The organism is Rhodococcus sp. NPDC019647, assembly GCF_044389235.1.
Classification (GTDB): domain Bacteria; phylum Actinomycetota; class Actinomycetes; order Mycobacteriales; family Mycobacteriaceae; genus Rhodococcus_F; species Rhodococcus_F oxybenzonivorans.
Window position 1 is genome coordinate 50,459 of the sequence record NZ_JBIRXS010000028.1, and the last position, 25,994, is coordinate 76,452.

18 protein-coding genes are annotated in these 25,994 nt (G+C 63.4%); 5 read left to right on the forward strand and 13 right to left on the reverse strand.

Annotated elements, in window-relative coordinates:
• The first annotated feature begins 110 nt into the window (after nucleotides 1-110).
• Nucleotides 111-893, forward strand: coding sequence for a helix-turn-helix transcriptional regulator (locus ACH49N_RS31575; RefSeq protein WP_317840510.1), 783 nt, complete (start codon nucleotides 111-113; stop codon nucleotides 891-893).
• A gap of 1 nt (nucleotide 894) precedes the next feature.
• Here the strand turns inward: ACH49N_RS31575 and ACH49N_RS31580 are convergent, their stop codons facing one another.
• From ACH49N_RS31580 to ACH49N_RS31590, 3 genes are all read right to left on the reverse strand, one after another.
• Nucleotides 895-1,683, reverse strand: coding sequence for an alpha/beta hydrolase (locus ACH49N_RS31580; RefSeq protein WP_317840511.1), 789 nt, complete (start codon nucleotides 1,681-1,683; stop codon nucleotides 895-897).
• A 127-nt stretch (nucleotides 1,684-1,810) separates the two neighbouring features.
• Entirely contained in the window at nucleotides 1,811-2,377 is a 567-nt protein-coding gene (locus ACH49N_RS31585) for a hypothetical protein (RefSeq protein WP_317840512.1), read from the reverse strand.
• Between the two features lie 110 nt (nucleotides 2,378-2,487).
• Entirely contained in the window at nucleotides 2,488-2,820 is a 333-nt protein-coding gene (locus ACH49N_RS31590; RefSeq protein WP_317840513.1) for a hypothetical protein, read from the reverse strand.
• 1,739 nt (nucleotides 2,821-4,559) lie between these two features.
• On the opposite strand from ACH49N_RS31590, the gene ACH49N_RS31595 reads away from it, so the two are divergent.
• Complete coding sequence (locus ACH49N_RS31595; RefSeq protein ID WP_317840514.1) at nucleotides 4,560-5,027, forward strand: helix-turn-helix transcriptional regulator; 468 nt, start codon at nucleotides 4,560-4,562, stop codon at nucleotides 5,025-5,027.
• A 23-nt stretch (nucleotides 5,028-5,050) separates the two neighbouring features.
• Here ACH49N_RS31595 and ACH49N_RS31600 read toward each other — a convergent pair whose 3' ends face one another.
• Nucleotides 5,051-5,326, reverse strand: coding sequence for a hypothetical protein (locus ACH49N_RS31600; protein WP_317840515.1), 276 nt, complete (start codon nucleotides 5,324-5,326; stop codon nucleotides 5,051-5,053).
• 385 nt (nucleotides 5,327-5,711) lie between these two features.
• On the opposite strand from ACH49N_RS31600, the gene ACH49N_RS31605 reads away from it, so the two are divergent.
• From ACH49N_RS31605 to ACH49N_RS31615, 3 genes are read left to right on the forward strand one after another with little or no spacing between them, the layout of a single operon-like run.
• Nucleotides 5,712-6,086, forward strand: coding sequence for a TIR domain-containing protein (locus tag ACH49N_RS31605; protein WP_397504828.1), 375 nt, complete (start codon nucleotides 5,712-5,714; stop codon nucleotides 6,084-6,086).
• Nucleotides 6,076-6,549 (forward strand): hypothetical protein, encoded by a 474-nt coding sequence (locus ACH49N_RS31610; RefSeq protein WP_317840516.1) that lies wholly within the window; start codon nucleotides 6,076-6,078, stop codon nucleotides 6,547-6,549. Before ACH49N_RS31605 ends, ACH49N_RS31610 begins: the two co-directional genes overlap by 11 nt.
• Complete coding sequence (locus ACH49N_RS31615; RefSeq protein WP_317840517.1) at nucleotides 6,546-6,839, forward strand: hypothetical protein; 294 nt, start codon at nucleotides 6,546-6,548, stop codon at nucleotides 6,837-6,839. The genes ACH49N_RS31610 and ACH49N_RS31615 overlap by 4 nt, the downstream gene beginning before the upstream one ends.
• Nucleotides 6,840-6,868: 29 nt before the next feature.
• Here the strand turns inward: ACH49N_RS31615 and ACH49N_RS31620 are convergent, their stop codons facing one another.
• From ACH49N_RS31620 to ACH49N_RS31660, 9 genes are all read right to left on the reverse strand, one after another.
• Entirely contained in the window at nucleotides 6,869-9,745 is a 2,877-nt protein-coding gene (locus tag ACH49N_RS31620; protein WP_317840518.1) for a TIR domain-containing protein, read from the reverse strand.
• A 550-nt stretch (nucleotides 9,746-10,295) separates the two neighbouring features.
• On the reverse strand, nucleotides 10,296-12,653 hold the full coding sequence (locus tag ACH49N_RS31625) for an FtsK/SpoIIIE domain-containing protein (RefSeq protein ID WP_397504829.1): 2,358 nt from the start codon (nucleotides 12,651-12,653) through the stop codon (nucleotides 10,296-10,298).
• Nucleotides 12,654-13,862: 1,209 nt separating this feature from the next.
• Entirely contained in the window at nucleotides 13,863-14,717 is an 855-nt protein-coding gene (locus tag ACH49N_RS31630) for a TniQ family protein (protein ID WP_317747427.1), read from the reverse strand.
• Nucleotides 14,718-14,776: 59 nt separating this feature from the next.
• The gene (locus ACH49N_RS31635) at nucleotides 14,777-15,835 is read right to left on the reverse strand and encodes a TniB family NTP-binding protein (protein ID WP_397504830.1); all 1,059 of its coding nucleotides are present in this window, start codon (nucleotides 15,833-15,835) and stop codon (nucleotides 14,777-14,779) included.
• Nucleotides 15,826-17,907, reverse strand: coding sequence for a Mu transposase C-terminal domain-containing protein (locus ACH49N_RS31640; RefSeq protein WP_317747429.1), 2,082 nt, complete (start codon nucleotides 17,905-17,907; stop codon nucleotides 15,826-15,828). The genes ACH49N_RS31635 and ACH49N_RS31640 overlap by 10 nt, the downstream gene beginning before the upstream one ends.
• A complete protein-coding gene (locus ACH49N_RS31645; RefSeq protein WP_317747430.1) occupies nucleotides 17,904-18,668 on the reverse strand; it encodes a TnsA-like heteromeric transposase endonuclease subunit in 765 nt (254 codons plus the stop codon). Before ACH49N_RS31645 ends, ACH49N_RS31640 begins: the two co-directional genes overlap by 4 nt.
• A gap of 887 nt (nucleotides 18,669-19,555) precedes the next feature.
• Entirely contained in the window at nucleotides 19,556-21,202 is a 1,647-nt protein-coding gene (locus ACH49N_RS31650; RefSeq protein ID WP_317747431.1) for a M23 family metallopeptidase, read from the reverse strand.
• Nucleotides 21,202-23,481, reverse strand: a complete 2,280-nt coding sequence (locus tag ACH49N_RS31655) for a hypothetical protein (RefSeq protein ID WP_317747432.1) — start codon at nucleotides 23,479-23,481, stop codon at nucleotides 21,202-21,204. Before ACH49N_RS31655 ends, ACH49N_RS31650 begins: the two co-directional genes overlap by 1 nt.
• Complete coding sequence (locus ACH49N_RS31660; protein WP_317747433.1) at nucleotides 23,478-25,988, reverse strand: ATP-binding protein; 2,511 nt, start codon at nucleotides 25,986-25,988, stop codon at nucleotides 23,478-23,480. Before ACH49N_RS31660 ends, ACH49N_RS31655 begins: the two co-directional genes overlap by 4 nt.
• Between the last annotated feature and the right edge of the window lie 6 nt (nucleotides 25,989-25,994).

Sequence of the window (25,994 nt, forward strand, 5' to 3'; positions counted from 1 at the left end):
AACTGCGTTGTCCAGCAGGGGGGTAACACTCAAGAGTGTTACCTACAAGGCTTGACATTCCCCGGGAGTAGGGTATTGCCGCTGCATTCGCTATCGGAAAGGCCAAGCAAATGGACTCGATCAGTCCGCCGAGTCTCGGTGATTTCATTCGTGCTCGACGCACCAGGGCAACGCCGAAGCACCCGGATGGTATGACTCGGGCCCAACTGGGCGAAAAGATCTATTTGAGTGTCAGCTACATCGCGCGGCTGGAAGGAAACGTTAAGGACGCGAGTCCTTCTCCACAGGTTCTCGACGCCACCGCCAACGCACTCTGTCTCGATGATGCAGAACGTCGGCACCTTTTCAATCTGGCACGGCGAACACAGACTGAGCGTGAGGACACCACGACACCCTGGACGATCGCCGACTATCGGACACTGATTACACCGGACATGAAGACCGCCATCGCGGCGCTGAACCCACACCTGGTGGCGTACCTCGACGAACGCTGGAATGTCATCGACTGTAACTCGGCGTACGACAAGGCGTTCCCTGGACTGGTCGACGAGGGAAACGTGTTGCGCTGGTTCTTCTCGACTCCGGCATCAATGAAGGTCATGGTGGAGTGGGAGGCGGAAGCCGCCTTGACCGTCAGCTGGTTCCGAGCGTTGATGGGTCGCTACTACAACCCCGACTGGGCGGTGGAAACCCTCGAAGAGTTGAGCGCGTTCCCTCTCTTCCGCCAATTGTGGTCACGCGAAGAAGTTCGGTTCGGCCGGCACCAGCCGTTCATGCACCTCCGCGACGCCGAGAGTGGTGAGCATTACAGCGTGCACGTACAGGTCCACACGGAGATGCGGGGCAAGTATCCGCTGCAGATGTACCTCGGAGTGCGCCTCCCCGCCTCCTGAACTAGCGGAGCGCCTTGACGAACGCAGCGATCGCCGCGTTGACCGGCTCGGGGTGTGTCCAGTTTGCGGCATGGCCGGCCACCGGGATCGTGACAACTGGCGCAGCACCGGGAAGACCTGCTTTGAGCTCGTCCGCCTTCTCTGCGGGCGCTGACAGGTCATTTTCCCCACGGATGATCAACGCCGGAACGTCAATGTCGGAGAGTCGGTCCACGACGTCGTCGCGTTCTATAAGGCACTCCGCGGCTGGCCGGACAGCCATGCGATCGCTGCTGTTCCATTTGCTGATCCACGACGTCCAATCCGCAGGTTCTCCACCGATCAGTTGGGGGGCAAGTGCGCTGGTGAGCGGTTCGAGTGGCTCTGTGCTGCACCACTGATCGAACAGGACGCGGTATCCGGACTTCTGCTCAGGAGTACAGGCTGAGGCTTCCGTGTCGAGCAAGATCAGAGCCGTCGTACGCTCCGGTGCGAGGAGTGCTGTGCGCAGCGCGGTATAGCCGCCCTGGGACATGCCCCCGATGATTGCCTTCTCGACGCCGAGGTCGTCGAGGACGGCGAGGGCGTCACGTGCGAGGTCCCAGTATGTGAACGGCATACCCGCATCGGTGGTCTTTCCGTGGCGGCGCGCATCCCAGGTCACAACCCGGAGGTCCGGGGATAGATCGCGCACCTGGGGCGCGAACATGGATGAGTCCATGAAGAACCCGTGCCCGAGTAGAAGTACAGGCCCCTCTCCCCCACTGTCGGTGTAAAAAATGTCGGCGTCGGGCGTTGTCACTGTCGGCACGTAGCCGATCCTAGGGTGAGGTGACTATCCCTGGTCCAGGCGATCCTCAAGGAGCGCTGTTGCCAGTGCCCCTTTCAGAGGTTGCCGCTCACTCTCAACAAGACCCTCTCGCCACAACCTGCGGAGACTATCGACGCGTTCTGTCGAGTATCCGTGATCGGTGGGGCTTCTCTGTTCGGGGGCCGCCCGCGACTGGGTGCGTTCGGTTCGTCCATTGAGCGCGGGCGATCCAGCATCGCGCTACCGCGGAGTCCCCTGCACAGGCGGCGAGGGCCTCGAATGCCAGTGCTATCGCGACTGTGAACTCGGGGTGCGTTTCGTCGAGGCATTCGAGTGCGATGTCGTTCGCCGCCGAAAGTGCCAGATAGGCGGCCTCTGAACTGGTTACGGCCGAGCCGTGGGCCAATCTCTCCGTGGCCTCGTACGCCGCGCGCCACGCGTCGGGGCTGAGCGCCTTCGTTTCCGATGTTCGGCACATACCGGCGACGCGCTTGAGTTCGTGGAGTACATCGTCGCCGGCGGCCGGGAGCCTGCCGGTCAAGCCCCAGTCTGAGTCGAGCACGTCGGCGAACCAGCACCAGCGAGCGAACTCCGGCGCGTCGTCGAGCGCGAGTTCAACGGTTCCGGACGCCAGCTGCATCACTGCATCGACGACCGAGATCTCGTTGAGAGCGGAAGAAAATGACTCACGCATGATCCGTTTCCCGTCTCCGTGTCCCGAAAGGGACGTGAGGGTCAAGCGCAGGGTTGAAACTTGTTGTGGTAATTGCCAAACGCCGCACTGCGGAGCGTGCACGACCGAGGTCAGAGCGTTGTCAACCAGCACTCGACGGCGCGCTTGGCAGCGTCGGTTGGATCGGCGAGGTCGACCGCAGTGGTGGCATCGACCCCCTCGGTGCGCTCCCAGCTGCCGTCGTCTCGTTGGTGGTCGACGATGGCCCAGATTTCGACCGTGGCTTCATGCTCACCGCGGGTGATGAGCCGAAGAGCCGGGACGAATCCAGGGCAGAGGTTGCTGAGGGCGATGTATGTGCGGTCCTCGTCAACGGCGAGGTCAAGGTCGTTGTGATCGTTCGCGTCGTGGGCGGCCGCAATGAACGCCGTGTGGAAGTCCTCGGGGATTTCTATGAGGGCCATCGGGTCTGGTCTCCTTCAAAAAGGTCGTGATCTGGGGTGCACAGCAATGCCTCACACGATCGCCGGCGTCAACAGGTATCAGCGAACTGGAACAAGGCCTGCCTGGTCGACCGGGTCGGGGTGCCGATGCCTGTTCGGCGAGGCGATGCCATCGTTGACGCGAAGGGGTGCGACCCCGACGACAGCCGCCATCGCTCATCTGAGTCAGGCCAATTCTGCTCGGCACCTCAGCTCTCGTTGAACCCGACCGGCAGGCCGGCCGCCATAGCTTCGAGCGCCGGGCTATCGGCCAGCTCCCTGGCACCCCACCTTCCGGCGCTGAACGAGCACAGTCGATCGTTGCCTCGTGGAACTGTGTGCTTGCCGTGAAGGCGCCGGTCCAGCGGCGCCTGATCGCACTCACTCGGTTGGCGGAAGCCCGCGCAGGCGCGTTCACCCTGGAGCCGGCGGGTGACTGTGACTCGGCGGCATCCGACGTAGCTGCTGCTTCTCGCGGAGAGTCAGAATCGGGTGCGTCTGTCAGATCGGCCGCGGCAGCGACTGCGGCAGTCTCGCCCGTTCCACGCTCCCCCGTAGGCGCGTCGGTCGGGGTCGACGTCTCCGCCGTGGAATCGGAACCGGCGACGTCCGTCTGGACGAGAGCTCGGCGGTACCGGCTCAGCTCCGTCACGGCCGAGTCGTACTTGATGGCGAGCTTGTCCGCGAGGAGGCTCGGTGACCAGCGCTGCTCGTAGGCCATCCGAATGATTTCTCGTCGTTCGCAGTTGCGCATGGGGACTTGTTCGCCGCTCAGGCGACGAACGATGACGACCTCGTCGGCCGCGACCGCTCCCGTGGCCCGCTCGCGCTGGTGACTACGCGCCTTAGGATTGTCGATCTCGTCGTCGTCCCATCCGAGAGGCGGCACCAGTCCTTCTGCGCGTGCTTGTTCACGGAGGTCGGCGTCAGGTCCGGGGCGCATGGAAAGCTCGTCGTAGATCTCGTCGACCGCTTCCCACAGCTCGCTCGGGATGAGACCTTTTTCCGGCATCGAGGTGACGACGTCGACCTCGACGTTCAACCGGTGAGCGAGGCTCGGATCGCCGTAGCCCATGGCGTTGAGTGCGCGCAGTCGGCGGCGAGCCCCCACTGCTGGGGTCAGATCACGCCCACTGCTCGGGTGAAAAGTGATCGAGAGGATCGCGTCCGCGATGGCGGAGGTGGTCGTGCGAGTCGAAGTGCTCCTCAGCGACCGGACTATCGCGACCGGCACAGAGGCCAGGTCAGCGATCAGAGCGGTCGTCATGCCAGCGCACATCAGGGCATTGATGTGGTAGCGCACATCGACCGTGTCGACAGATGTATCGACGTGACGGGCAGGTGTCCAAGCCTGCCCGTCACGTCCCCCTAAACCCGACTGTCGCGATGTCTGGAACCACCCGTCGTCGCGACTGGGCAAAGCAGACCGGGCGGGGAATCCGGCTGCATTCAGTCTAGCTAGCTGAGCGGCGCATACGGACGAGCGTGCGTCGCGTCGATGCGCAGAAGTCTGAGACAAGGGTGGGGCAGCTGAAACGGTAGTCGTCATCGGATGCTCTTTTCCGTTTAGCGGCTGGTCAGGCCGCATGTACGTGGGAACTGTTCGTACTCGAGCGCACCGGGTTCGAGTTCAGCGAGTGATCGTCAGCGCTGCACCGCATCGCATTTACCACTGGCATTTAAACCCGGTATACAACAATGGTATCTACATCTTCAATAGGATGTCCAGCGATGAACGGAAAATCGCAGTGAGAGCGCCCCTGAACGGCTTCAAGCCCCAGGCCCTCGAAGACGCGCGCACTACTGCCGGAATTACGCGCGGCGACCTTTCCCGCGCAATAGGCGTCGACCCGACCACCATCCACAACTGGGAAACCTCGCGAACGCACCCTCAGCCCGACCACCTCGCCCGGGCCGCCGAAAAGCTGGGAATACCCCTCGACCGCCTCGTCGTCGTCCCGGAAGACAGTCGGACCATCGCCGACCTGCGGAATCTTGCGGGATTGACGCAGAAACACGTCGCAAACCGAACCGGACTCAGCACCACCACCATCGGCCGAATCGAGCGGGGCGAAGGAAGCCTGTCCGATCGACACGCCACAGCAATCGCTGAGGCTCTGCACCTGGAAGAACGCACAATCCGCGACGCATTCCTCCGCGCACGGAATCGACCGCTTCCTTCTCGATAGCTCGGCAACAATCACCCCCGTACTCATGCACTGTCCCCGCGGCGCAACCGCTGCTGCCGGCGACGATCGAGCGAGCGCCGCGCTCCGCTGAGAGCCAGAGTCGCAGCGAGCACCAGAACTGCCGCGACGATGATCAGCCGGCGGAAGTCGAGGCCGGCACCTTCCGTGCCAGGGATAGTCACCAGCGGTGATGCCGAGGCCGCAACGATGAGATCGTGAGCGAGCAGCCACGCAGTTGCCTTGGTCGACATCGCTGGAAGAGCCGCGACAAGGAGGCCCAGAATCAATGGGGCCACCATCAACAAAGAAAGTTGATCCTGGTCAGAAAGGCCTGCGGCACTCTGTACAGGTTGAACGGACCGCTGCGGCTGAGTCGGGTGCATAGAAAAATCTCCTCCTGAAATGGGCTTCTATCAGGAGGAAGATCCGATCGAGCAGCCTTGAGTGACAGACGTAGGCATCTTTTTCGAAATGCCCAGATACATGAGTTCCCGTGCCACTCATCCCAAGAAGACTGGGGGAAGCGGCGGAGGGAAAACACGGAGGGAAGACCCCTGCACCGCGACCACTCGTACGACTCGACCGCCCGCGTAGACAGGCCGGGCCGCAGGTTCGTAGGCTCCAGGACGCCACGCGTATGTACGGGCGGCGGATGAATGGAAGAGGGGATACTGCGGCATGGCAGTGGATGTGTTCGTCAGCTTCGACTACGACAACGACGCGCGACTGAAGGATCTACTAATCGGGCAGGCCCGACACGATGACTCGCCGTTCGAGGTGGCGGACTGGTCCATCAAGACAGCAAGTCCCGGATGGCGCGACGATGCTCGGAGTCGGATCCGGAGAGCGGATCAGGTGATCGTGTTGTGCGGAAGGAATACCAGCAGCGCCACGGGTATCGACGTCGAGATGAGAATCACGCGTGAGGAAGGAACACCTTACTTCCTCCTCGCCGGCTATCAGACAGGCTCGCTCAAGCCATCGGCCGCACTATCGACCGACAAGCTCTACAACTGGACATGGCCCAATTTGAAAGCCTTGATCAACGGTGCCCGGTAGCGATAGTCTCCCTCCCTCAGAGCTTCTCGATGTATACAAGCTCGCAGTGGAGATGGCGGACCGGGTATCGGCACGGCGAGGTCTGGCGAACCAGTTCTATCTCTCTCTTGAGACCTTGATCCTTGGTGTACCCGCACTGCTACAGGTTTCGGACAACGGCCCCGCTCTCGGGGAAGGACGCGCATCGATCCTGTCGATACTCGGGATCGTCGTCGCACTCGTATGGTGGCTCCAACTCCGCAGCTACCGGCAGCTCAACAAGGCAAAGTTCGATGTCATCAACAGCATCGAGGGCGAGCACATGACAATCCGAATATTCTCGGACGAGTGGAAGTCCCTGAAATCGGACCACGTGGAGAGGTGGAGGCCGCGTTACGCCGAACTCGGAACTGTTGAACGGGTTGTTCCAGGCATCTTCGCCGCGATGAACCTCGCAGTACTCGTGTTGGCGGCCCGGACGTGAACTACATCGACCGCGTAGCCGCGATGATCGAAGACACGCTCGATCCTTCCTACAGGCCGGACACACACGGCGCCGACCTCTACCGGCTGTACGCGATCCTCGCTCTCGGACAAGGCATAAACACCAGGCTCGCAGACGTCCATAACGCCTGGTCCGTATGGATGATCACTCAAAAACCCGAGCACCCAGCGATCGTCCCTTTTGACGAACTCTCCGAGGAAAAGCAGAGCGAAGACGCTCCCTTTCTCGACGCGATCCGAAAGGTCTCGTCACAATTAGCTCACGAGTAGGGGTTCACGAGGCGGACTTCCGCTCCTGCTTAACGAGAACCATCGGGCGCGACCGGAAGGCCGGGGCATACCTCCATATAGTCAACGTCTGGCGAGACCCAGTCGTCCCATTGTTGGTGGCTGATGTTGTAAGTGAGCTTGGCGCACAATTCCTCTGGCCATGTCTCGGGGCCGGGCCAGACCCGAAGGGTGCCATCCACGCCACCGGAGACAATTTTGCGAGAATCAGAGGTGATCGCGACGCTCGTCACCGCTCCCGCGTGTCCGGTCATCGGTGGGCCGATTGGTTGACTAGTGGTCGCATCCCAGACGCGCACGGTTCCGTCCCAGCTCCCCGAGACGATGCGGTTACCGTCCGCGGTGAACGTCACCCCTACCACCCTCTCCTGATGCCCAACCATCGTCGGACCGATCTGCTCACCCGTCGTGGCGTCCGATACCCGCACCGTGTTGTCTCGGCTGCCGGAAACAACGCGCTGGCCATCTGGGCTGAACGCCACGCTCCACACCTGGCCAGCGTGTTCAGCCATCGGCGGGCCGATCTGCGCTCCGGTAGTCGCGTCCCACACCCGCACAGTGCCGTCATAACTACCCGAGACAATGCGCTGACCGTCCCGACTGAACGCCACACCGGTCACCTCATTCTCGTGTCCGGTCATCGTCGGGCCAACCTGCTGACCGGTAGTCGCGCCCAACACTCGAACCGTGCCGTCGACCCCGCCGGAGACGAAGGTTTGCCCATCGGGGCTAAATGCGATTTTGGGAGAGCGGGCCACCTGTGGACCGATCTGCTGGCCAGTGGTCGCATCCCACATCTGCATGCCTTTGTAACTGCCAGAGCCAATACGGCGACCATCCGGGCTGAACGCCACGCTGGTCACCGATTCCGGTTGCCCGGTCATCGATGGACCGATCTGCTGGCCGGTGGCCGGATCCCACACCCGCACGGTGTCGTCACTACCGCCGGAGACAACACGACGCCCGTCCGGGCTGAATGCAACAGCATCTACCGGTCCCTGGTGCCCGGTCATGGGTACACCCATCGGCTCGGGTGTTGCATCCCATACAGGCACTGTGCGGTCGTTGTAACTCGTCGAGACGACGCGCTCCCCACCCGGGCTGAACGCCAGACCCCCCACCGAGTCTCCGTGCCCAATCATGGCTGGGCCGATCTGCTCGCCGGTGGCCGCGTCCCAAATCCGCACGGTACGGTCGCGGCTGCCGGAGACTATGCGCTTCCCATCCGGACTAAACGCGAAATTGGTTACTGGCTCCTGATGCACCATCGGTGGACCAACAGGCTGACCGGTAGCCGTATCCCACACCCGCACCGCCGTATTCGAAAGCTGCACCGACCGTTCGTCCCTCGTATCTACGTCGTCAGTTCCGAGGGCGCGTTGCCCGTCTGGGCTAAGTTTCGCGCTCCAACCTGGTCCTTGGCGCCCGGGCACTGGAAGGGCTACCGCGTTGCCGGTGGCAACGTCCCACTGACGCACCGTGCGGCCAGCAGCTCCGACGATTTGTTGCCCGTCCGGACTGAACGCCACACTCCCGCCCCCCCAGCGCATCGCCGGGCCGATCTGCCGGCCGGTGGCTACGTCCCACTGACGCACGGCGTCTTTGGTGTCTGGGTCATACGGACCCTGACCCGTGATGTACTCCTCACCGCTGGAGACTATGCGCTTCCCATCAGGGCTGAACGCCACGTCGTACACCAAACCCTGGTGTCCGGTCATCGCCGAACCGATCTGTAGCCCGGTGGCGACGTCCCACTGACGCACGCTCTTGTCGTTACTGCCGGAGACTATGCGCCTCCCATCCTGACTGAACGCCACGCTGCCCACAATCCCCTGGTGTCCGGTCATCGCCGAACCGATCTGCAGGCCGGTGGCAATGTCCCACTGGCGCACGCTCTTGTCGTTACTGCCGGAGACTATGCGCCTCCCATCCGGACTGAATACCGCATTCGTCGGACGTCCAACCGGCTCGATAACCTTGAGTAGGTAGCGGCGAGCGATCACAGCATCAAGGAGGGCGCCCTCATTCGAACTCGGCGCGAGGGCCTGGGCGGCGAGCACCTGTTGCAGCCCGCGGGCATCGCTGGGACGGATGCCAGCGAGCATGGACTGCGACTCGGCCGCCAATGCGAGAGCTATCGCCTGATTGCGCTGGTGTATTGCCTCTTGCCGCTGATCGATCGCGGACTGTCGTTGAACGATCGCGACCGCTGCAGCGATAAGAGCGATGACGGTCAGTACAACGAGACCAGCGACCGCGACGCGCCGCACACGGCGGTACCGGCGCAACTCTCGCAGATCATCGCTCGCCAGTTCGTACTTAGGCTTGCCATGGATGGGGGCGGCCAGGTCCGTTACCTTCTCGCGGAAGATCGCTGTCTGGGGATCCCACGGCGAATCCTCAGTGACATCGACGTAAAAGGGCTCAGCGGCAAGGGCGCCCGGTTGCGTCAGCACGGGGAGAGCAACATCGGACTTGTCCGGATCAAACCTGCCAGTCGTTTCATCCCACGTGAGGTGGCCAGCAACCACGACAAACATCAACTGATCCGGCCCTCGCTGCTGGAGCCAGTACGTGACCTCCTTGTTGACCCAGACGGAGGCCACCGAGTCCGGGGAAAGCACCACAATCAAGTAGCGGGAACGATCCATCGCCTCACAGACCTTGCCCCACAAGTCGGGGCTGGCGGTGACGTCCGTGGCATCACGAAACACCCGTAGAGCATTCAATCGGCCCAATTTCCGACCGATACGGTGCAAGCCTTTCTGAATACCAGCAGCAACAGGCCGATCATGGTGGGTGTAGGAGATGAAGGCGTCGTAGTCGAACTCCCCTAGGTGTTCGGTCTCTCGGCTCCGCGGCGGTGTCGGTAAAGCCGAACGCCTCACTGTCCGAGTCCGTTTGGGTGTCACCCGATTTACGGTCATCGTACGACCTTCCCTTACTCCCAACGAGGAAGCACCAGGGCTTCTCGACCCCAGTCCGACCGTTGACCGAGTGAAGAAGAACAAGAAGTCACACTGACTTTGGGGGCGTGCCGGTGTTAGATATTTCCCGCAGCATCGCTCGCTTCTGTCCTCGAAGTACTGCCTGTAATTCCCTGGCCGCTATCGACTTGAATGCGGCAATCCGTTGCGGTGCGCCGCTCGGAATATCGTCGGGGCCGGACAGTTAATGTCGTCGTTGCGGGGGTGGACGGGAGGAAGGGGACGAGGTTGGTCGCCGCCCCGCCGAGCGAAGGCGAACACCCTCTTGGCCTCCTCCACACCTTCCGAGAACCGCCATCTTCGATCCAACTGCCAGGTCAACCATCGGTTCCACCTTCTTCACAGGAAAGACTGGTCGGTTCATTCGATCGTGCTCCCCCGTCTGTGCCGGTGTCACCAATGGTTCGCTGCTCTAAGTTGTCGGTCGGCCGAGATATTCGCTGAACCCCCTTCAGCCTGATATCTGGATGGGTTTGCGGATTGATACGTAGGAACTGTCAGGTAAGGCGAGGTCGCCGTACTCATCGGTGTCGCTGCGCCAGGTCAGTGACAGCAATGAGTCTTCGATGATGTCCGGTTCGGGATCGGTGTCTACGACGACCCATTCGTCGATGTCCTCCATCAGCAACAGGTCTCCGAGTGCGACATCGGCAGCGCGAACATCGCGGACCGACCCGTACTGGTCCTCGTAGGTGTCAGGTGAATCGTCCGGTATGTCGAAGCCCTCGGCTCCGCCGTCCGCCGGTATCTCTGGTTCGGTTGCTGCCCGTTCTTTGACCAGGGCTAGTCGAGCGCGTGAGGACTCCCCTCGCGCGGCGGAGGATTCACCGAGTTGTGGAGCAGAGAGCTGATCGAGGAACGAGGCGGCATCGGTCGCGCCGGCGGCTGTCGGGGTGCGGTAGTCGTCGAGCTCTACCGTCGCTTCGTTGGTGGGCTCGGCGCGGCCCCCGAGTAGCCCGAGAAGCGCCGTCGGTGACGCGAGACGCCGATCGGTTTCGTGGGTCATCTTCGCTCTTCTGAGTACCGGATCGAGGTCGGGCCGGTCGCTGGCCAGTACCCATTCGGCCTCGATGTAGTCGAAGTACGTTAGCGGCGCCGGTTCGGACGTGTCATCGGTGGCGTCGATGTCCGGAAGTTCGTCCGGCGGGACGATCAGCAATCGCGGATGGCGTGTTATCGAGGGTCGGAGGGTGTCGAGCAGATCGGACTCGAAGGTGCCGGCGCGCGTCTTGCGCGGGTCGGGTACGCGGTAGCACTGGATCTCGATGGGCTGATAGTTGTCGGTGACGGTGGTGCCGCGGCCGCGGCACTTGCGGGGCACGCTGGTACCGATCGTCGGTGATTGCCACATCATGAGCGCCCCTTGTGGTGAGAGCCGGCCCATGGAGATACGCATGGCGAAGTTGTCACGCATGTCGCCGAGGAAGTACTGCGCGTCGGGACGCTGAGTTCCGAAGACCAGATGCACTCGCGAGGTGCGGGCCTTGCGTGCCATCGACGCAAGCATGTTGAGCACCGGTGGCTGTCGGGCGCCGCCCTTCGGTTTGACCCTGGAGTACCAATCTTCGACGTTGCCGCGGAACTCCGCCCATTCGTCGAGAAAGACCAGTACTGGTTCGAAGTCCGCTTCTGTCGCCTCGCCGGTAACGATCTTCTGGTAGCGGAACTCCATGAGATCGCGGGCGCGGTGGACCAACGCCACTTGCTGCTCGATGGTCGTCGCGACGACTTGTACGTTGGGCCAGTCCTGGAATCCCAGGAATTCGACGTACTTGCCGTCGAGGACCCAGATCGGCCATCCACGTCGCGAGAAGTTGACCAACAGATTGTGTGCGGTCACGGTCTTACCGCTTCCGGGTGGGCCGATCAGCATCAGGTTCGGGTCGATCGCCGGCCGCCACACAACCTCGTTGCCGTCTTCGTCGATTCCGTACGGAATTTCCACCGAGTCGTAACTGGCCAAGAGATCGGCACCGGGATCGAGGTCCGGCGCCGGCAACCAGACGCTGTCCGGGAATGCTGTGCGTTGCTCGAATCGAACCCAATCCGTTTCAAGGTTCCACCGTGCTCGCCAGCGACCGGGCAACGTCGCACTCATTCCTCGTTCGACGCGGGTCCGGTAGCCATCCGATTCCAGTTTCGGACCAAGTTCGTGACGTACTTCCATTGAGGTCACTTCGCCGGTTTCGGCGGCGACGTCGATCGCGGTTACGGTCGCGGTCGGGCCCAACAGCTGGGCGATGATCCGCTTCGCGCGCACAACCTGGTCGGTGTCGGAGACTTCTCGTTCCGGCTCGGCAGCAGGCGTGAAGATCAGGCGCCGGCGGGCGGGGTCGTGCTTGTCGAGTTCGAAGAAACCCCACCCTTGATCTTCGAAGACCCCGCAGATATCAGCGAGCCACGTCTCGTCATTCAGTGCCTGTGTCGAGTCGTAGTGCACGATGAGTTTCCCCGGAAGTCCCGGCCATCCACGACTCCATTTCGACGTCGACAGCACCGCCCGGGTGGCCTCCGGCAGTCCCACGATCGGGCACAGCCTTTCGATCACCTCGTCGACGTCGACATCGCGAAGCTGCTTACGTTTGCCGGCTACTCCGGCGTAGACGGCAGCGATCGACAAGCCCGCCGCGGCGGGCATCGCGAGGGCGCTGTATCCGAACAGCGGAGCGGCGGCGCTGGCACCAACCGCGGTGGTACCCAAGCAGAAACTGTCGCGAAGCCAGGTGTGCGGCCGCGGCGGCAAGGAACTGATTCGGGGAGAGCGTGCGAACCGCGCACCAATTTGCTGCGGAGGTGTGGTGGTTGTCATCGCCAGGCCTCCCCTTCACCAGTCGGCGCGGAGATCGAGCGTGCCGGCACTGCGATGGCCTTCCGCTCGCCGATTCGTACTTCCTGACTCGGCGTATCCAACTGCCGATCCGTGCCGCGGCCACCTTGCGTTCGCAGTTCGCTGATCAGTTCGCATTTTCACGCTGCTCCCTCCTGCGCGAGCGAGCACACCACCTCGCCGCTGATTGATCTCTCCTACTCGGAGGAAGATCTCGGTAAGGGAGCTTGTGTGACACGCGCTGGCCAAGTTTTCTGGTCCGTGCTCGCTCCACATCTGGAAGCGGTGTGCTGATCGCCTCATGGTGGAGTCCTCTGGGAGGCGTCCCATCCTCATCCCATTGACCTGTCCTGTGCCAGCGAATCGTCCTTGAAGCCGACGCCTGGACCTGGGGTGAGCAATTTTTAGTGGCGAACGGGGACCTGGTCAACGCTGCTGTTGAACCGGAGGGATCCGGAGGGTTTCGCCATTGGATGTTGCTTGAACATCGTTCGGAGCAGTCGGTTGCTCGGGCATCCCAATTGAGCGCAGTGAGGCCGATCGCGCCAGGTGGGTTGCGCTGTTGGCGAGAGCGCCCTGGCCGCCAGGCTCCCCCTCGCAGATGAAGTGATCTCGAAAGGAGCAAACTGTACTGGCAGAAACACGAGAACGAGCAAGATTCACTGACAAAGCGGACGATCAACTGTCACAGGACATGACCCGACCTTGCGACACCGCCATGCCGGTACGGCAATCCTGTCCCGACTCAGTGAAACTGATGCCGCAACGACGCTCCGACCTGCGGTGCGTCAGATTGTCTGAGTCGCAATGTTCGACTCCGGCTCATTGAATCTGATGCGCGTGGAATCTGTTTGGCGTGCCGCCTGACCGATTGCACTCGGCCGATAGTCCGACGCACGAGGACGTCGGCCGTGACCTGGGGGACCCGCATCAGATAGACCGCCAGCCGTATCAGATCTGCTGAGTCGGCATCAGATGTACTGTACTGAGTCAGGACAAATCTGTCCTGGCTCAGTGAATCTGGCGAGATGACCGAGTCTCTCACCTGCTGTTCGCCATGTTCATTGAGTCGCCGCGGTGGCCGGTGACTCAAAGAATCTGGCGAGCGTGGAACTGGTGCTGTGTTGTTCGTTGCGTCGGTCGGGACGGCAGTCGGCCCATTCCGGTCGGGCTGATGGGTGGCTTCGTGACTCAGAGTATTTGAGGCGCGTAGAAGTTTCGGGGTGGTCGGCGCTTGGGCCAGTCGATGCTGGCGTGGGTGAGACGGTCGATCCATTGTGCGATGGGGTCGCTGTTGTGGCGTGGCCAGTAGGGATGCCGTTCGCCGGATGTCCGCCATCCGAGCTCGGTGAGGAATCGGGTGCAGGTTTGCTGCCTGGAGGCGACCTGACGCCAGTGCGGCGAGGCGAGTAGTGCGGCGATGTTGACGACGTTGGGGTAGCTGGCGGCCAGGTATTCGAGGTCGTCGAGGGCGATGACAGGTCGCGTAACCGGTTTGAGGATGCCGAGTCTTTCGGTGACGCCGCTGTGGGTGGGGATGGAGGCGAGGTTGTTCCAGAATGCGCGGGCGACGGTGAAGGCGTATTGGGTTGGTTGTGGTCCGCGCTGTAGGGCGAGGCGGCGGTGTTTGGAATGAGCGGCCAGGACGGCGGGTGTGCCGCTGATGTCGAGCACGTCGCGGCGATGGGCGCGCTGGAATTCGCCGCCGCTGACCCAGAGTCGGTGTTTCGGGCAGGCGTGGACGTAGGACGGGTAGTAGCGGGTGACTCGGCCACCGCGGTGTCGGTTCGTGCAGGCTGGGCATGCCGGTCTCGGCCAGTCGGCGAGGAGGGACGAGTCGGTGTGCCGGTTCGCCAGTTGGGGAAGTGCGCGAGTGAGGTGTTCGCGCGAGTAGCCGGTGATCGTGACGAGCCTGGCGAGGTTGTCGGGCCGGATGCGCGGTCCCCGCCGGTCGGGGGTGAGCCCGAGATGAACCGTCAGCGTCTCGTAGCTGATGTGGTTGATGACGGCGAGGCGACGCAGGTAGGACTCGATCGTCTCGTTCATTGCGGGTGGGATGGGAACGGGTAACTGCCGTGCTTGGCCTAGCGCGGGCCGTCGCGATGTCACGCGACGCTGCCTCGCCGTTTGGGTGAACGCTTCTTCGGCGCGGACTCCGGCTGGATGTTGGCGGCCCGGTCGAGTCGCTGGGCGTCGAGGTGGGCTTTGGTGATCTTCTCGCTGCCGTCGAGGATTGCGTCGATGGCGGCGCCGCGGATGAGGTGGGACAGGCTGCCGAGCATCCCGTGGGTGCGCTGGTAAAGGTACTGACCCTGGCGAGCGAGGGTGCCGGATTTGTGCTGGTGCAGGCGCAGCGCCTGTTCGAGGGTGACGACGAGGGCGCGCCAGTGTTCGCGCTGCCCGCTGCTGCCGTAGGCGAACGGGTGGGTGGAGATGGTGGCGAAGCGGCTGGCGATCTGGCGGCCGCGGATGCCGGAGAACAGGCCGGCGTGCTCGACGTCGATTCCGGCGTAGACGAATGTCGCCGGGATGCGTTCGGAGAAGTACTTCAGTTGATCGGAGACTTCCGCGCCCGCGCGGGTGGTCAGCGAGATGTTGTGGATCTCGTCGACGAGGACCAGGTCGCAGCCGACGTCGCAGAGGACCGCGCAGACGGAGTTGGTGATATCGGTGAGGTTGGAGCGGCCGGTGACCGGAAGGCCGAGGAACCGGGCGAACTCGACCGCGACCATCCGTGCGGTTGCGGCTGGGGGCAGGGTGATGTAAACGACCGGAATCCGTTTCCCCCGAACCGGATTGCGCAGCCGGGTGTGAAGCTGATGCGCCAGCCCGAGCTGAGTCAACGCAGTGGTCTTTCCGGTGCCCGCGCCGCCGGTGACGATCAACCCGCGCCGCGCCGAGATCTGGCGGCGATTGAGGATCAACAGTCGCCGAACGGTCTTCGTGATGTCCTGAATCGTCGGGGTGTTCACCACGATCAGATCGGAGTGATAATCCAGCCGGCTGTCGTCGTAGTCGGCGCGTTCGGGCGGTGCCAACTCGCGGCAGTCTTCACGCAGCTCAGGGGCAGTGCGGTCGCGGCCGACCCAACGCGTCCAGCCCTCCTTGGTGGTGAGCGGTGCGTCCGGCGGCGGGTCGAATTCACTCCTCCTGGTCACAGCCACCGCTCCGCCTCCGCTGCGGCGTCGAAGACACCGAACGGGATCACCGTGCCCAACTCGCCGTCATCGCCGCCGTCCTCGTCGAAGTCGTCATCGTCGTCGAGCTCGCGCAGATCGACCGGCTCAGGAGAGGGCCGGTGAGGGGTCGCTGCTCGGGTGCGGGCGGCGACCTTGCGATCCGCCTTGGTCCCGGCCGCCGGTTCGGTGTCTGGGCCCGCTGACGCGCGGTCCAGAAGGTCAGCCAACGCCCGCGCGGCCGCCGTCTCCACCGGTTCCTCGGTCCGCCCGGAGTCGGCGACGATCTGACGGGCATGGCGCCAAGTGAAGTCCGCAAACGGCGCCGACACCATCGGCAGATGCGTCCAGGCCGCCCGGATCCAACCGCCGTCATGGTGGTTGCGGACGAACACTTGGGTCAGGTCGTAGGGGTCGTAGCGGACCTCCCAGGCGCCGCCTCGGGCGGTGACACCGGAATGCTGCCGGCGGTAGGGATTGAGTGCGCGGTCGTCGTAGGTGCGCCGGTCGATCCGGACGCCGTAGTCGTTGATCGTGCGCCAGTGTGAGGGCAACAGTTCGAGATAGTCTTCACCGGTCAGCATCAGCGGTAGATAACCGGCGGCGCTGACCAGCACCGCATACATCTCGTTGGGTGAGCACGCCCGTCCGGTGTCCGGGCTGAGCAGCCCCTCGTGTGGTCGGCGCTGCCAGTGGATCACCCACTCGTCGAACAGGTCCTGCAGCTGCGCCAGTGACCACACCGCCTCCGATTCCACCGCCGCGCCGCGACGGGTCACATCCCGGCCGGTGTAGCCGGCGACGTGCTGGCAGAACAGGGTGTTGATCGACTGGAACGTCCGCTCGATCACGCTGTCGTCGGTCGGGGTGCGCGGATGCGACGGCTGCAGCGAGATCCCGAGCGTCTCACAGGACCGCACGAACGTCTCCGACAGAAAGACCTTGCCACGGTCGCAGCCGATCGTTTCCGGCACGATCACCGGTTTCGCCGCGGCCTGCTCCATCCGGGCATCGATATCGGCCAGGCTGCGATGCGGCAGCCGCGAGACCGACATCCGCAGCGCCTCCGCCCAACCCGGGCGCATGGGCTCCGGCACCAGCATCCGCGCCAGCAGCAACGACGCATCCACGGCCTTCGTTCCCATCGGCCGCAACACCCCGGCGGTGATTGTGCGGGTCGCGACATCGACCCCAGCCGTCAGCTCGATCCGCCGCGCGATCCCGTCGTCGAACACCGCCAACACATCCAACGGGGTGGTGTCGATCTGAACGTGCTGGCCCGGACGCGACGCCCACGTCGCCGTGAACGGTCCGGCCGGCCGATTCGCCGCCGACCGCCGCGTCGTGGCGGCACCGAAGGTGTGCCGGCCCGTGGACATCGCCGCGACCAGGCGATTGAACGTCGCCTTCGACGGCAACCCCACCACCCCGTCCCCGTGCCGTTCGGCCAGGATCGCTTCCACCCGCAGGCGCAGCCGGTCCCGGGTGCCGGTCGACCGCCTCGTCTCGCCGTCCAGCGCGTCCCGGATCGCGTCCACCACCCGCTCATCGGTGCGCCCGTAGACCGACGTCGACCGCGCGGAACGGCCGTCGACCAGCCCACGCACTCCACCGGATCGGTAGCGTGCCCGCATCCGCTGCACGGTTCTCACGCTGGTCGGGGTCCCGGCGGCAGTGAGCTCGGCGGCCTTGGCTGCCTCACGCTCGCTCAGGGGCCGCGATCCAGGATCGTATTCCGGCCGCGGTCGGCCATCCGGGGCGCCACCCGGCGGCAGCCCAGTCTCCAACTCGACAAGGTGACGTTCCCAAAACCGGGCAAGCTCAGCCTGTTCCCGGGGCAGATCATCGAGCCCGTGACCGGCCAAGCCGCCCGGAGATCGCGCCGCACCGCCCCCTCCGACGATGCGGAACCCGTCGGACGCGACCAGGTGCACCAGTGACACCGCCAACGGCTCCCCGCCCGAATTCACCAGCCGCACCATCGTTCCGGACACACCAGCTACCTGGTACTCGTCATCGTCGAACACCACCCGGTCACCGACCTTGAGCACCCGCGTCATCGGCCCACCCCCGCCACGATCGACCACCCCTCCAGACGGACCGCCAGATCCACGACCAGCTCCCTCGACCACAGCAGGTGATAAAGCGCAGGCAGGACGGCGATCGGATCACCCACCGAGCGGGCTCCCTCGATCAACGGCCGCGGTTCGGTGAATGCTGCCAGCAGCGCCGACACAGTCGGCTCGATCCGGTGCCGGCGATGTCGATACCCGGCCAGCCACACGACATTCGCCAACCACACCGGATCATGCCCGGTCACCAGTCGATACCCCCACCCCATCTGCTCGCAGGCACGCCCGGTCGCGGCGAAAGCGGCCTCATCCCTCGGCTTGATCCGCTCTGCAGGACGACAGTCGATCACTACGCCCCGGCCGCCGGACATGCGGGCAAAGAAGTCCGGCGCATGCGACCGCGCTCGCACCCCATCCGACCAGAACAGCCACAACGGTTGCGCAGCAAACCCCACCACATTCTCGTCGAAATCCAGCGCCATCGCCTCGTCCCGCTCCAGCCATGACTCGAACGGCACATGCGCGCCGGTCGTCTCCGAGTAATAGAAACCCGGGTTGCTGCGCTGCCCCCGATACGACGGGAACCGTCGAACCGGTGAAACCCTCTCGAACGCCACAGCCGCAGCCGCCGACAACGGCCCACGCACCTCGTCGCCATCGGGGTCCGTGAATGCCACCTCGAAACCCCGCAGCTCCCCTCCAGAAACACCACCCGACACGGCGCGCAGCGCTGTTCCCGCGTCAGCCACCCATCACCACCCGTTCGCCTCGGTACACCGGTGCCCCCACCGCCCGGGTGATCATGCCAGATTCGCCAGATTCACTGAGTCATGCGCCAGATAGTCTGTCCCACTCGCCAGATTCACTGAGTCGTCGCCAACTTCGCCGAGACAGGACAAAATCCCCGATTTGCACCACCGCCCCTTGACACGTGGTTTACGCTCCAAACAGCGCAACGAAGAGAGCATGGATGGAGCGAATCCCCCGCGTAGGGGTATACTTCCGCTCAGGCAACAACCCATCTCACGCGTGTTGATCCGTTCCTCCTTGAGCCTCGCTTGCGTACCTGTCCTTGGCGCCATGCCACTGATCTCGCTGGTCTCGCACAACGATCGCGAACCCGTCCCAACGCCGTCCCGCCACCGCCGGCATCCGTTAACGGGGTCAACCGGCAGGGCTCCTCTGAACGAACAGCTCGGCGTCGCCGCTCGCTCGCGGCAGGGGCGGAAGAAATGGTTGCTCCGCCAGTCCGAGTAACGCTGCCGGCCGGGCAGCAGTCAGTTACCCTGGGCCTGGGTTTGCAGTACGAGTTTCACGAGTTCTCGAAAGCGCCAACTTTCGACCTCACCTCAGAAAAGTGACGGCCCGGCCAAGGTCATAAGCGGAGGACCTGCCAAGTCCTCCTCGCGAAAACACCCCCCGCCAGGGGTTTTTTCGTGTCTCTGAAGGTCTGCGCTGATGTCCCGAGGCGGGACCGCTTACCCCCTTATTGCCAAGGGGTCGGACTTCACCCGGGACGGGCATGAATTCGCCTCACCCTGCCCGAGTGCGCACTTTCCACTACTACCGAGCGGTGGGTGGCCGGCCTTAGTGCCGGGCGCCGATCTTCGGTGTGGCAATCACGTCCGAGCGAGTGTCAGGCCGCCAACTTCTTCATGTGCTCACGCACGGCCGGTACGTATGCCTGAGTCTGGCCGAATGGCGGAATCCCGCCGTAGGTGACGACGGCACCCTCCCCGCCGTTGTAAGCGGCGATGATCAGATCGGTGAAGTCGCCCTTGACGGCTCCACTGTCGTGATGCGGTCGAAGGTAGTCGGCGATGTGGCAGAGATAGCGCCCTTCCGAGGCGATCGCGTCGTACGGATTGAACGTGTCGGCAGCGTTCGGTGGTTCCGCTTTTCCGCTTCGATCTAGACCTGAATCCGTACCGAAAGCCTTCCAGGTCTCCGGCATGAACTGACTAATTCCTTCGGCGCCGCCCTGGTTTACGCCATCGCCCTTGCTGACCGCCTTTTCGTTGAACCCGGACTCTTGTTGAACGATGCCGGCAACCAGAACCGGGCTCACCTCTGGGCACAGAGACCCAGCAGCCGAGACTGCGTTGGTGTATTGAGGCGGGATGCTGCCAGGGGCGACTTTGGTCTGATCGCCGATCTCTGGCGGGCACGGCTCAGCGGCGGTCGTACCGCCCGGAGCGCTGCCGTACTTGGTGTCTCCAGTCGGCATCCCGCCGCCCTTGAGTGTCACGTGTACGTGGTCGAAGTGGTTTGCAGTGTAGCCGTGGCGGTCCTCCATCAGCGACCAGTCACCGGTGCCATCCCAGTAACGCTGTTGCCAGATCACGTACTCGACATTGAGGGCCATTTTGTTCTGTTGGAGGTACCGGGCGATCTTGTCGCCGAGCGCCTTCCCTTGGGCGCTCGCGGAGTCGGGAATCATGATGTCGACCGCGCGCCCGTCGGGGTGGTCCTGGGCGACGTCGTCCGTTGGGCGCCATCCGCCGATGGTTTTTACTTCGGGGAAGGCCGCCGCGATTGTGCGCATGACGCGGATCGAGTCGACCTGCATGTGCGCTTCGCTGCCTTTGTCAGCGGGCAGCGGCGGGAGATCTCCACCGGTGGAATCGGTATGTGCGACCAGCTCTGCTGGTCCTCCACTCGACGAGATGGTTCCTTGTTGCTTGAGCCACGCAATGGGATCTACGCCGCCGCCCAGTGACCAGCCTCCGGGGTAGATGCCGAAGTGAAGATGCGGTCCGCTCGACTGTCCTTCGCTCCCCACCTTGCCGATCAGTTGGCCCGCTGTGACCTTGTCTCCGGTGTGGACGAGGACCCCGGCCCCCTGCATGTGCCCGTACAGGGATTCGACGATCTGGCCATCGATGGTGTGCCGGATCCGAATCCAGTGTCCGTAGCCGGCGGCGGGCTCGGCGGCGATGACTTCGCCGTCACCGGCGGCGTAGAACGGGGTGTCCAGTGGTGCTGCGTAGTCCTGGCCGTCGTGCATGCCTGTCTCGCGCATACCGAAGGGTGAACTGATTGTGTAGGTGCCTTCGGCCATCGGGACCGCGAGGGATCCGGGCTTGATTCCCATGAGGCCGCCGGCGTCTGGCACAGGTTGACCGCAGTTCGTGTCACTACCGGTCGTCGCGAGGATGACCAGTATCGGAGCCATCATGATGACCATGGCGAAGGCGGGTATTCCGGCGAGCAGCCACCACCACCTTTTCGGGCTGCCTTCCTGTGTGTCCGGGGTCGACGGTGGTGTGTCGAGGAGCGTCATCAGCGAACTCGGTGGGCCAGTGCGCTCGGCTTGACTACCGGCGCGGATCCGGACTGCGCGGCGGCAGCGAGCAGCTGAGCAGTCTTCGACCCTGAACCGTTGGGGATCCCTGTTTCAGGAGAGGCTGGTTTGACTGGTCGCGGGGTGCGGCTCGGTGTAGTCGGCAACATCACCGGCGCCCCAGATGTGGTGGTGAATTCGCGGAATCGGCGACCGTCAGGACCACTTGTTGTCGTGGCCGAGGCGCGGACCTGGCCAGGGTTGGCAACCGGCAATGACGGGGCGACCCCAATGGGGTGCTTGATGCCGGCCTTGTCCGACACCGCCGTCTTCGACAGTCGACTCCGGACAGCGTCGGCAGCAGCGTTCGTAGCGGCGGTTCCACGACTGGACTGGGCACCGATCGTGCCTGAGGTGGACTTCGGGTAGCTGTCGGGATCGGCGATCGAGTCGACCTTGTTCTTCGCTCTCTTCGCCGTCGAGGAGAGGACCCGTCCAGCAACCAGCACGGCAGCTGCCCCGCCGGTTGCTGCGGTCGACGTGGCTCCGGCTGCGACTTTTCCGGTCGTTGCCGCGGCAGTGCCGGACTTCTTCGCTAGTGCTCCTGCCCCCTTTACCACGGTCTTTCCACCCTGGTACATGTGGCGTCCGTTGGCGGCCATCGCAGCGATGTCGCGCGCTGTGGTGGGCGTTGAGCGACTAATGGCGGTCGGTGCGGCGTTAGGCCGTTTAGCCAGAATTGTTGCCAGGTTGTCCGACATTCGCTTCATTCCCTTGACCGCTTGGCGGAAGAGGAGAAGTGCGATGACCAGGAAGATGTCGACGAAGAACACCGTGCGGATCAGGTTCGATTCGTCTGCAGCGAAGAGATCCTCGACGACCATGACGTATCCGACGAGGAAGACGATGGCGAAGATCATCTGCAGCAACGCCATTGCGACGTTGGCAATGGTCCGCCAGAACTGCCCGCGCATCGAGGGTGCGATGGCGAGGACGACTCCTGGTATCGATTTGATGGCATTGCCGATCGAGACACCTGCGGCGATGATCAATCGGCCGGCGAGGTAGATCGCGAAGGCCATGAGGAGTGCGCCGGCGAAGATCAGGAAAAACAGGCCCATCGCTTGTCCGGGACCGGGGTTGTCGGCATAGGCCTTCATCGGCCCCTCCTCCCCCTCACATGTGGCGATGGCATCTTTGACGCGGTCTTCCGGTTTCGCGTCGGGATTGATCAGGTCAAGGGCTACGCCTGCCCCAGGGGCGATCTCGGAGACGACGTCCTGCGCTTTGTCCGCGAGTCCAGGCTCCTTGGGCTTCGCGAGGTACGCGGCGTCGAACTCTTTGACGCATTTCCCGTTGTTTTCCGGGGCATCGAGAACGACTCCGAAGTTGATCAGTTGCGTTGGTTGGCGGATGAACGTATCGATGAGTTTCGATTCGATCGTTTCGATCTCTGTCTGCGGGTTTCCGCTGGTATCACCGCCGTTCGCGAGCCCTGAGGCGACTTCCAGGCCTGCATCTCGCGCCGACAGCACCAGTCCGTCGTCCCCGAGGACGCGATCGACCGGGTTCGAGAGAACCCCCACGGCCGCGGCCGCGATGACGCAGGACATGAGGAGCTCGTAGATTCCGGTGGAGAATCGGCCGCGGATGATCCAGATGGCAACGCTGAGTCCGGCGACTGTGAGCATCAGCGGGGTCAGCGCGAACTGGTCGGTGATGGAGGTGACCGAGTCGGCGATGGTGCGCACGGGCGTGAGGATCAACTCGAGCCATTCGAACGAGAGCACCCAGGTGATGAACCAGATGGCCGTTGCCATCAGGAAGCGGAAGACCTCGTACTCGAGGGTGATGATGTACGCCCAGATCATGCGCCAACCGCCGCCCACCGAGGCGTTGCCTTTGTCGATGGACAGGAAGTAGCCCCACGCGTCGATGCCGTGCGAATCTTTCAGATTCATCCAGGCGAAGAACGGGCTCGCACCGCCGCCGCCGGCGGGATCGGCGAGAGCCGGGGTGGCCACGATCATCAAGAGGGCGCCGGCCGCGTGCCAGCCAGCGATGAGACGGATGAGTAGCCGGCTCCACCAGCGTGCCCACAGCCAGCGGGTTACTGGACGGGTCAGGTGTATCAGTGCGGTCAACCAGGATTGCGGAATCCATGCGGTGACAAGCCACAGCAGTGAGCGTTTGGCCGCGGCGCGAACACTGAAATACTCCCGGGGTTCGGGGGCGCCGACCACCTCCCGTTCACGGGAGGACGCCGCGGCCGCGGTCATGCTTTCACCAGCTTGTTGTCCTTCGGAGTGGTCGACACTGCAATTCGGCGAGACTCGGTTGCCGGCAGCAGCGTCTTGATACGACCGACGTTTCCGCCGCCATCACGCATGTAACCTTCACCGCGGCGGTGAGGTTCGACGTACTTGTCTTTTCCGGTTACCGGAGCTGTCTGCTCCATGTATTGCTTGACCAGTCCGTAGTCGTCCGGGTCGAGGCCAAGCCATTCAATGGCGCGCTTGGCGAGGGTTTCGTCTGTATGACGGTGCGCGATGCGGGTCTTGATCAGTCCGCGCAGTTTCGGGGTGCCGAACGCGCAGTCCTGGTCGCCGAGTCCCACCGCGGCAGAGGACTTGCGGCCCTGCAGCACGAAGTCCTCGACGATGTCGACTCCGTCGTCGGCGTTGAGGAGGTGGTGTGCCTCGTCGACGAGGAACAACGCCATCTGGTCGGGGTCGGCGAAGCACTGTCCGCGGGCGACCTTCGCAATCAGGGTGTACACCGCGTGACCGAACCGCTTCTCCAGCGGCAGGTTCTCGTAGAGGTGCTGCTTCTCGGTTTGCAGCTGGGTCGGCAAGTCGACCTTGTGGGTGCGGAAAATGATGCCGGGAGCAGTAATGGGCAGCGGGGGTAGATCTTTACCGAACAGTGCCGCCGCGTAGGTGCGGCGGGCGTAGACGTTCATCGCTTCGCCGAGATCTTGGGCGTGGGCGATCGGGCAAGCACCGGACAGGAGGTGTTCGGTCAGATCGCCCAAACCCTGGTAGGGGTGCTCTGCGCGGTATACGGGCTCGAGCACCTTCGCCAATGCGATTCCCAGGTCTGAGGAAGGCTGGATCCGGAGCAGTGTCAGCAACACGGACTGAGCCATTTCTGCTGCGACCCCGGCCTCGAAGATCCTCAGTGGATCCATGCTGTATTCGGGTTCGACGAGGTCGACCACGACTGCCTCGGTGACGGCGCGGGCCCAGTTGGCGTACTCGCCGAGATCGCTTTGGTCGATACCGATGACCTGCCCCCCGCAGTCGACGACCTGGCCGGCGATCACCTTCATGGTGACCGACTTGCCCGATCCGAGCTCACCGGTGACCGCGAAGGATCCGGACTGGTCGCGCAGGGACTTTCCGGCGACGTCGTGGTGAACCACACCGATCCGAGAAGTGGTGATGTTCAGTGCCAACAGCGGACCGCTGCCATCGCCGAGATCGTTGCGAATGAACGGCATGTACGCCGCGAAATGCGTCGACGTTGTGATTTGAGCGAACTCGCGGACGATCTTCGATGTGGGAACGCCAGGCAACATCGCCCACCACAGGTCTTCCTGGTAGCCGACCGGCGCGACCACCTTGTATTCCTGCTGTTCGAACGCTTTCACCAATGCCTTCGCATCAGCGAGTGCACGCTCCTCGGAATCAGCTCCTACCGCGAACAACGCCGTCCAGGAAACCTCGACCTCATCGCGGTTCGTCTCGAGCAACGAGGTGTATTCGGTCAACGCGGCGGCAGCGAGGTCGAGAACACCTTGGCCGCCGGCCAACTCTCCTTCCCGCTGTTCGTACTGCTCCTTCAGGTTCTCAAGCGCGCGCTTGTTCGCTCGCATGACATCGAAACCGGCGGTGACCTTGAGCCGTACGGCGAAATCGACATCGATATCGCCGAAGTCGTCAGCGAGGGTGAAGAACTCCGAGCCGGGGAAATAGACGCCACCGGCGGGGGTGTCAGCGAGCGCGAGGAGCACTTGGTAGGAGGCAGGGTGGTCGACGAATTCGTACGGCTGGTCGACTTTCAGGACCCGACTGAACGTCGGGACCTTGCCTCGCCAACCCGAAGCCTTCTCTCGATCCGATTGGGCGCCCTCGTCGATCCGGCATGCGGACAGGGCTGCACCTGACTTTGCTCCTGGCGTCACGGCTGCGTCCGGCAGGTCAGGGTCGGCCTGCAGTCCGCGCGTCATCGCGTGCTGCCACAGCCACACCATCTGAGCGGGAGTGGCCGGTTGCGCATCGAAGACACCGGGGATGTCGGCCATGATCCGGTTGGCCTGCCGGACACGGGCCCGGATCTCGTCATCGTCAATTGCGGTCCGCGGCAGCCCGATGTAGTCGGCGAGTGTGGTCCAGGCCGAATGAGCCGCGACCTTGACCTGATCGACGACCTTGGGTGTGGTCAGCGGAATGCTCAGCCAGTAGATCCGCTGCCCCGGGCGGTATAGCTCGATCGAGTCGAGAGTCGCTTCGCATTCGGTTGCCCAGTCCGGGTGTGCATCGAGATCGACGCCTTCGGTCATTCGGGAAACGATGGCTTCGGCGCTCAACGATGCTGCGATGCCCATCAACAGTGACTCGCCCGGCAGGGCGCGGACGAGCATCGTGTGCAGGGTACGAGCAGTGCGCTTGTCCACGTCGGGGCGGTAACCGTAGTCGATGCCCGTGAGCACATAGTCCGCCCAGACAACGCCAGACTTCGTCCACCGGATATTCGCGGCCATTGACAGTGTCTGCTGTTCCATAGTGGC

Bases quoted from the DNA above. Each gene is read 5' to 3' on its own strand.
- ACH49N_RS31575 (WP_317840510.1), top strand. From the start codon at position 111: ATGGACTCGATCAGTCCGCCGAGTCTCGGTGATTTCATTCGTGCTCGA.
- ACH49N_RS31585 (WP_317840512.1), bottom strand. From the start codon at position 2,377: ATGCGTGAGTCATTTTCTTCCGCTCTCAACGAGATCTCGGTCGTCGAT.
- ACH49N_RS31590 (WP_317840513.1), bottom strand. From the start codon at position 2,820: ATGGCCCTCATAGAAATCCCCGAGGACTTCCACACGGCGTTCATTGCG.
- ACH49N_RS31595 (WP_317840514.1), top strand. From the start codon at position 4,560: ATGTCCAGCGATGAACGGAAAATCGCAGTGAGAGCGCCCCTGAACGGC.
- ACH49N_RS31600 (WP_317840515.1), bottom strand. From the start codon at position 5,326: ATGGTGGCCCCATTGATTCTGGGCCTCCTTGTCGCGGCTCTTCCAGCG.
- ACH49N_RS31625 (WP_397504829.1), bottom strand. From the start codon at position 12,653: ATGACAACCACCACACCTCCGCAGCAAATTGGTGCGCGGTTCGCACGC.
- ACH49N_RS31630 (WP_317747427.1), bottom strand. From the start codon at position 14,717: ATGAACGAGACGATCGAGTCCTACCTGCGTCGCCTCGCCGTCATCAAC.
- ACH49N_RS31640 (WP_317747429.1), bottom strand. From the start codon at position 17,907: ATGACGCGGGTGCTCAAGGTCGGTGACCGGGTGGTGTTCGACGATGAC.
- ACH49N_RS31650 (WP_317747431.1), bottom strand. From the start codon at position 21,202: ATGACGCTCCTCGACACACCACCGTCGACCCCGGACACACAGGAAGGC.
- ACH49N_RS31655 (WP_317747432.1), bottom strand. From the start codon at position 23,481: ATGACCGCGGCCGCGGCGTCCTCCCGTGAACGGGAGGTGGTCGGCGCC.
- ACH49N_RS31660 (WP_317747433.1), bottom strand. From the start codon at position 25,988: ATGGAACAGCAGACACTGTCAATGGCCGCGAATATCCGGTGGACGAAG.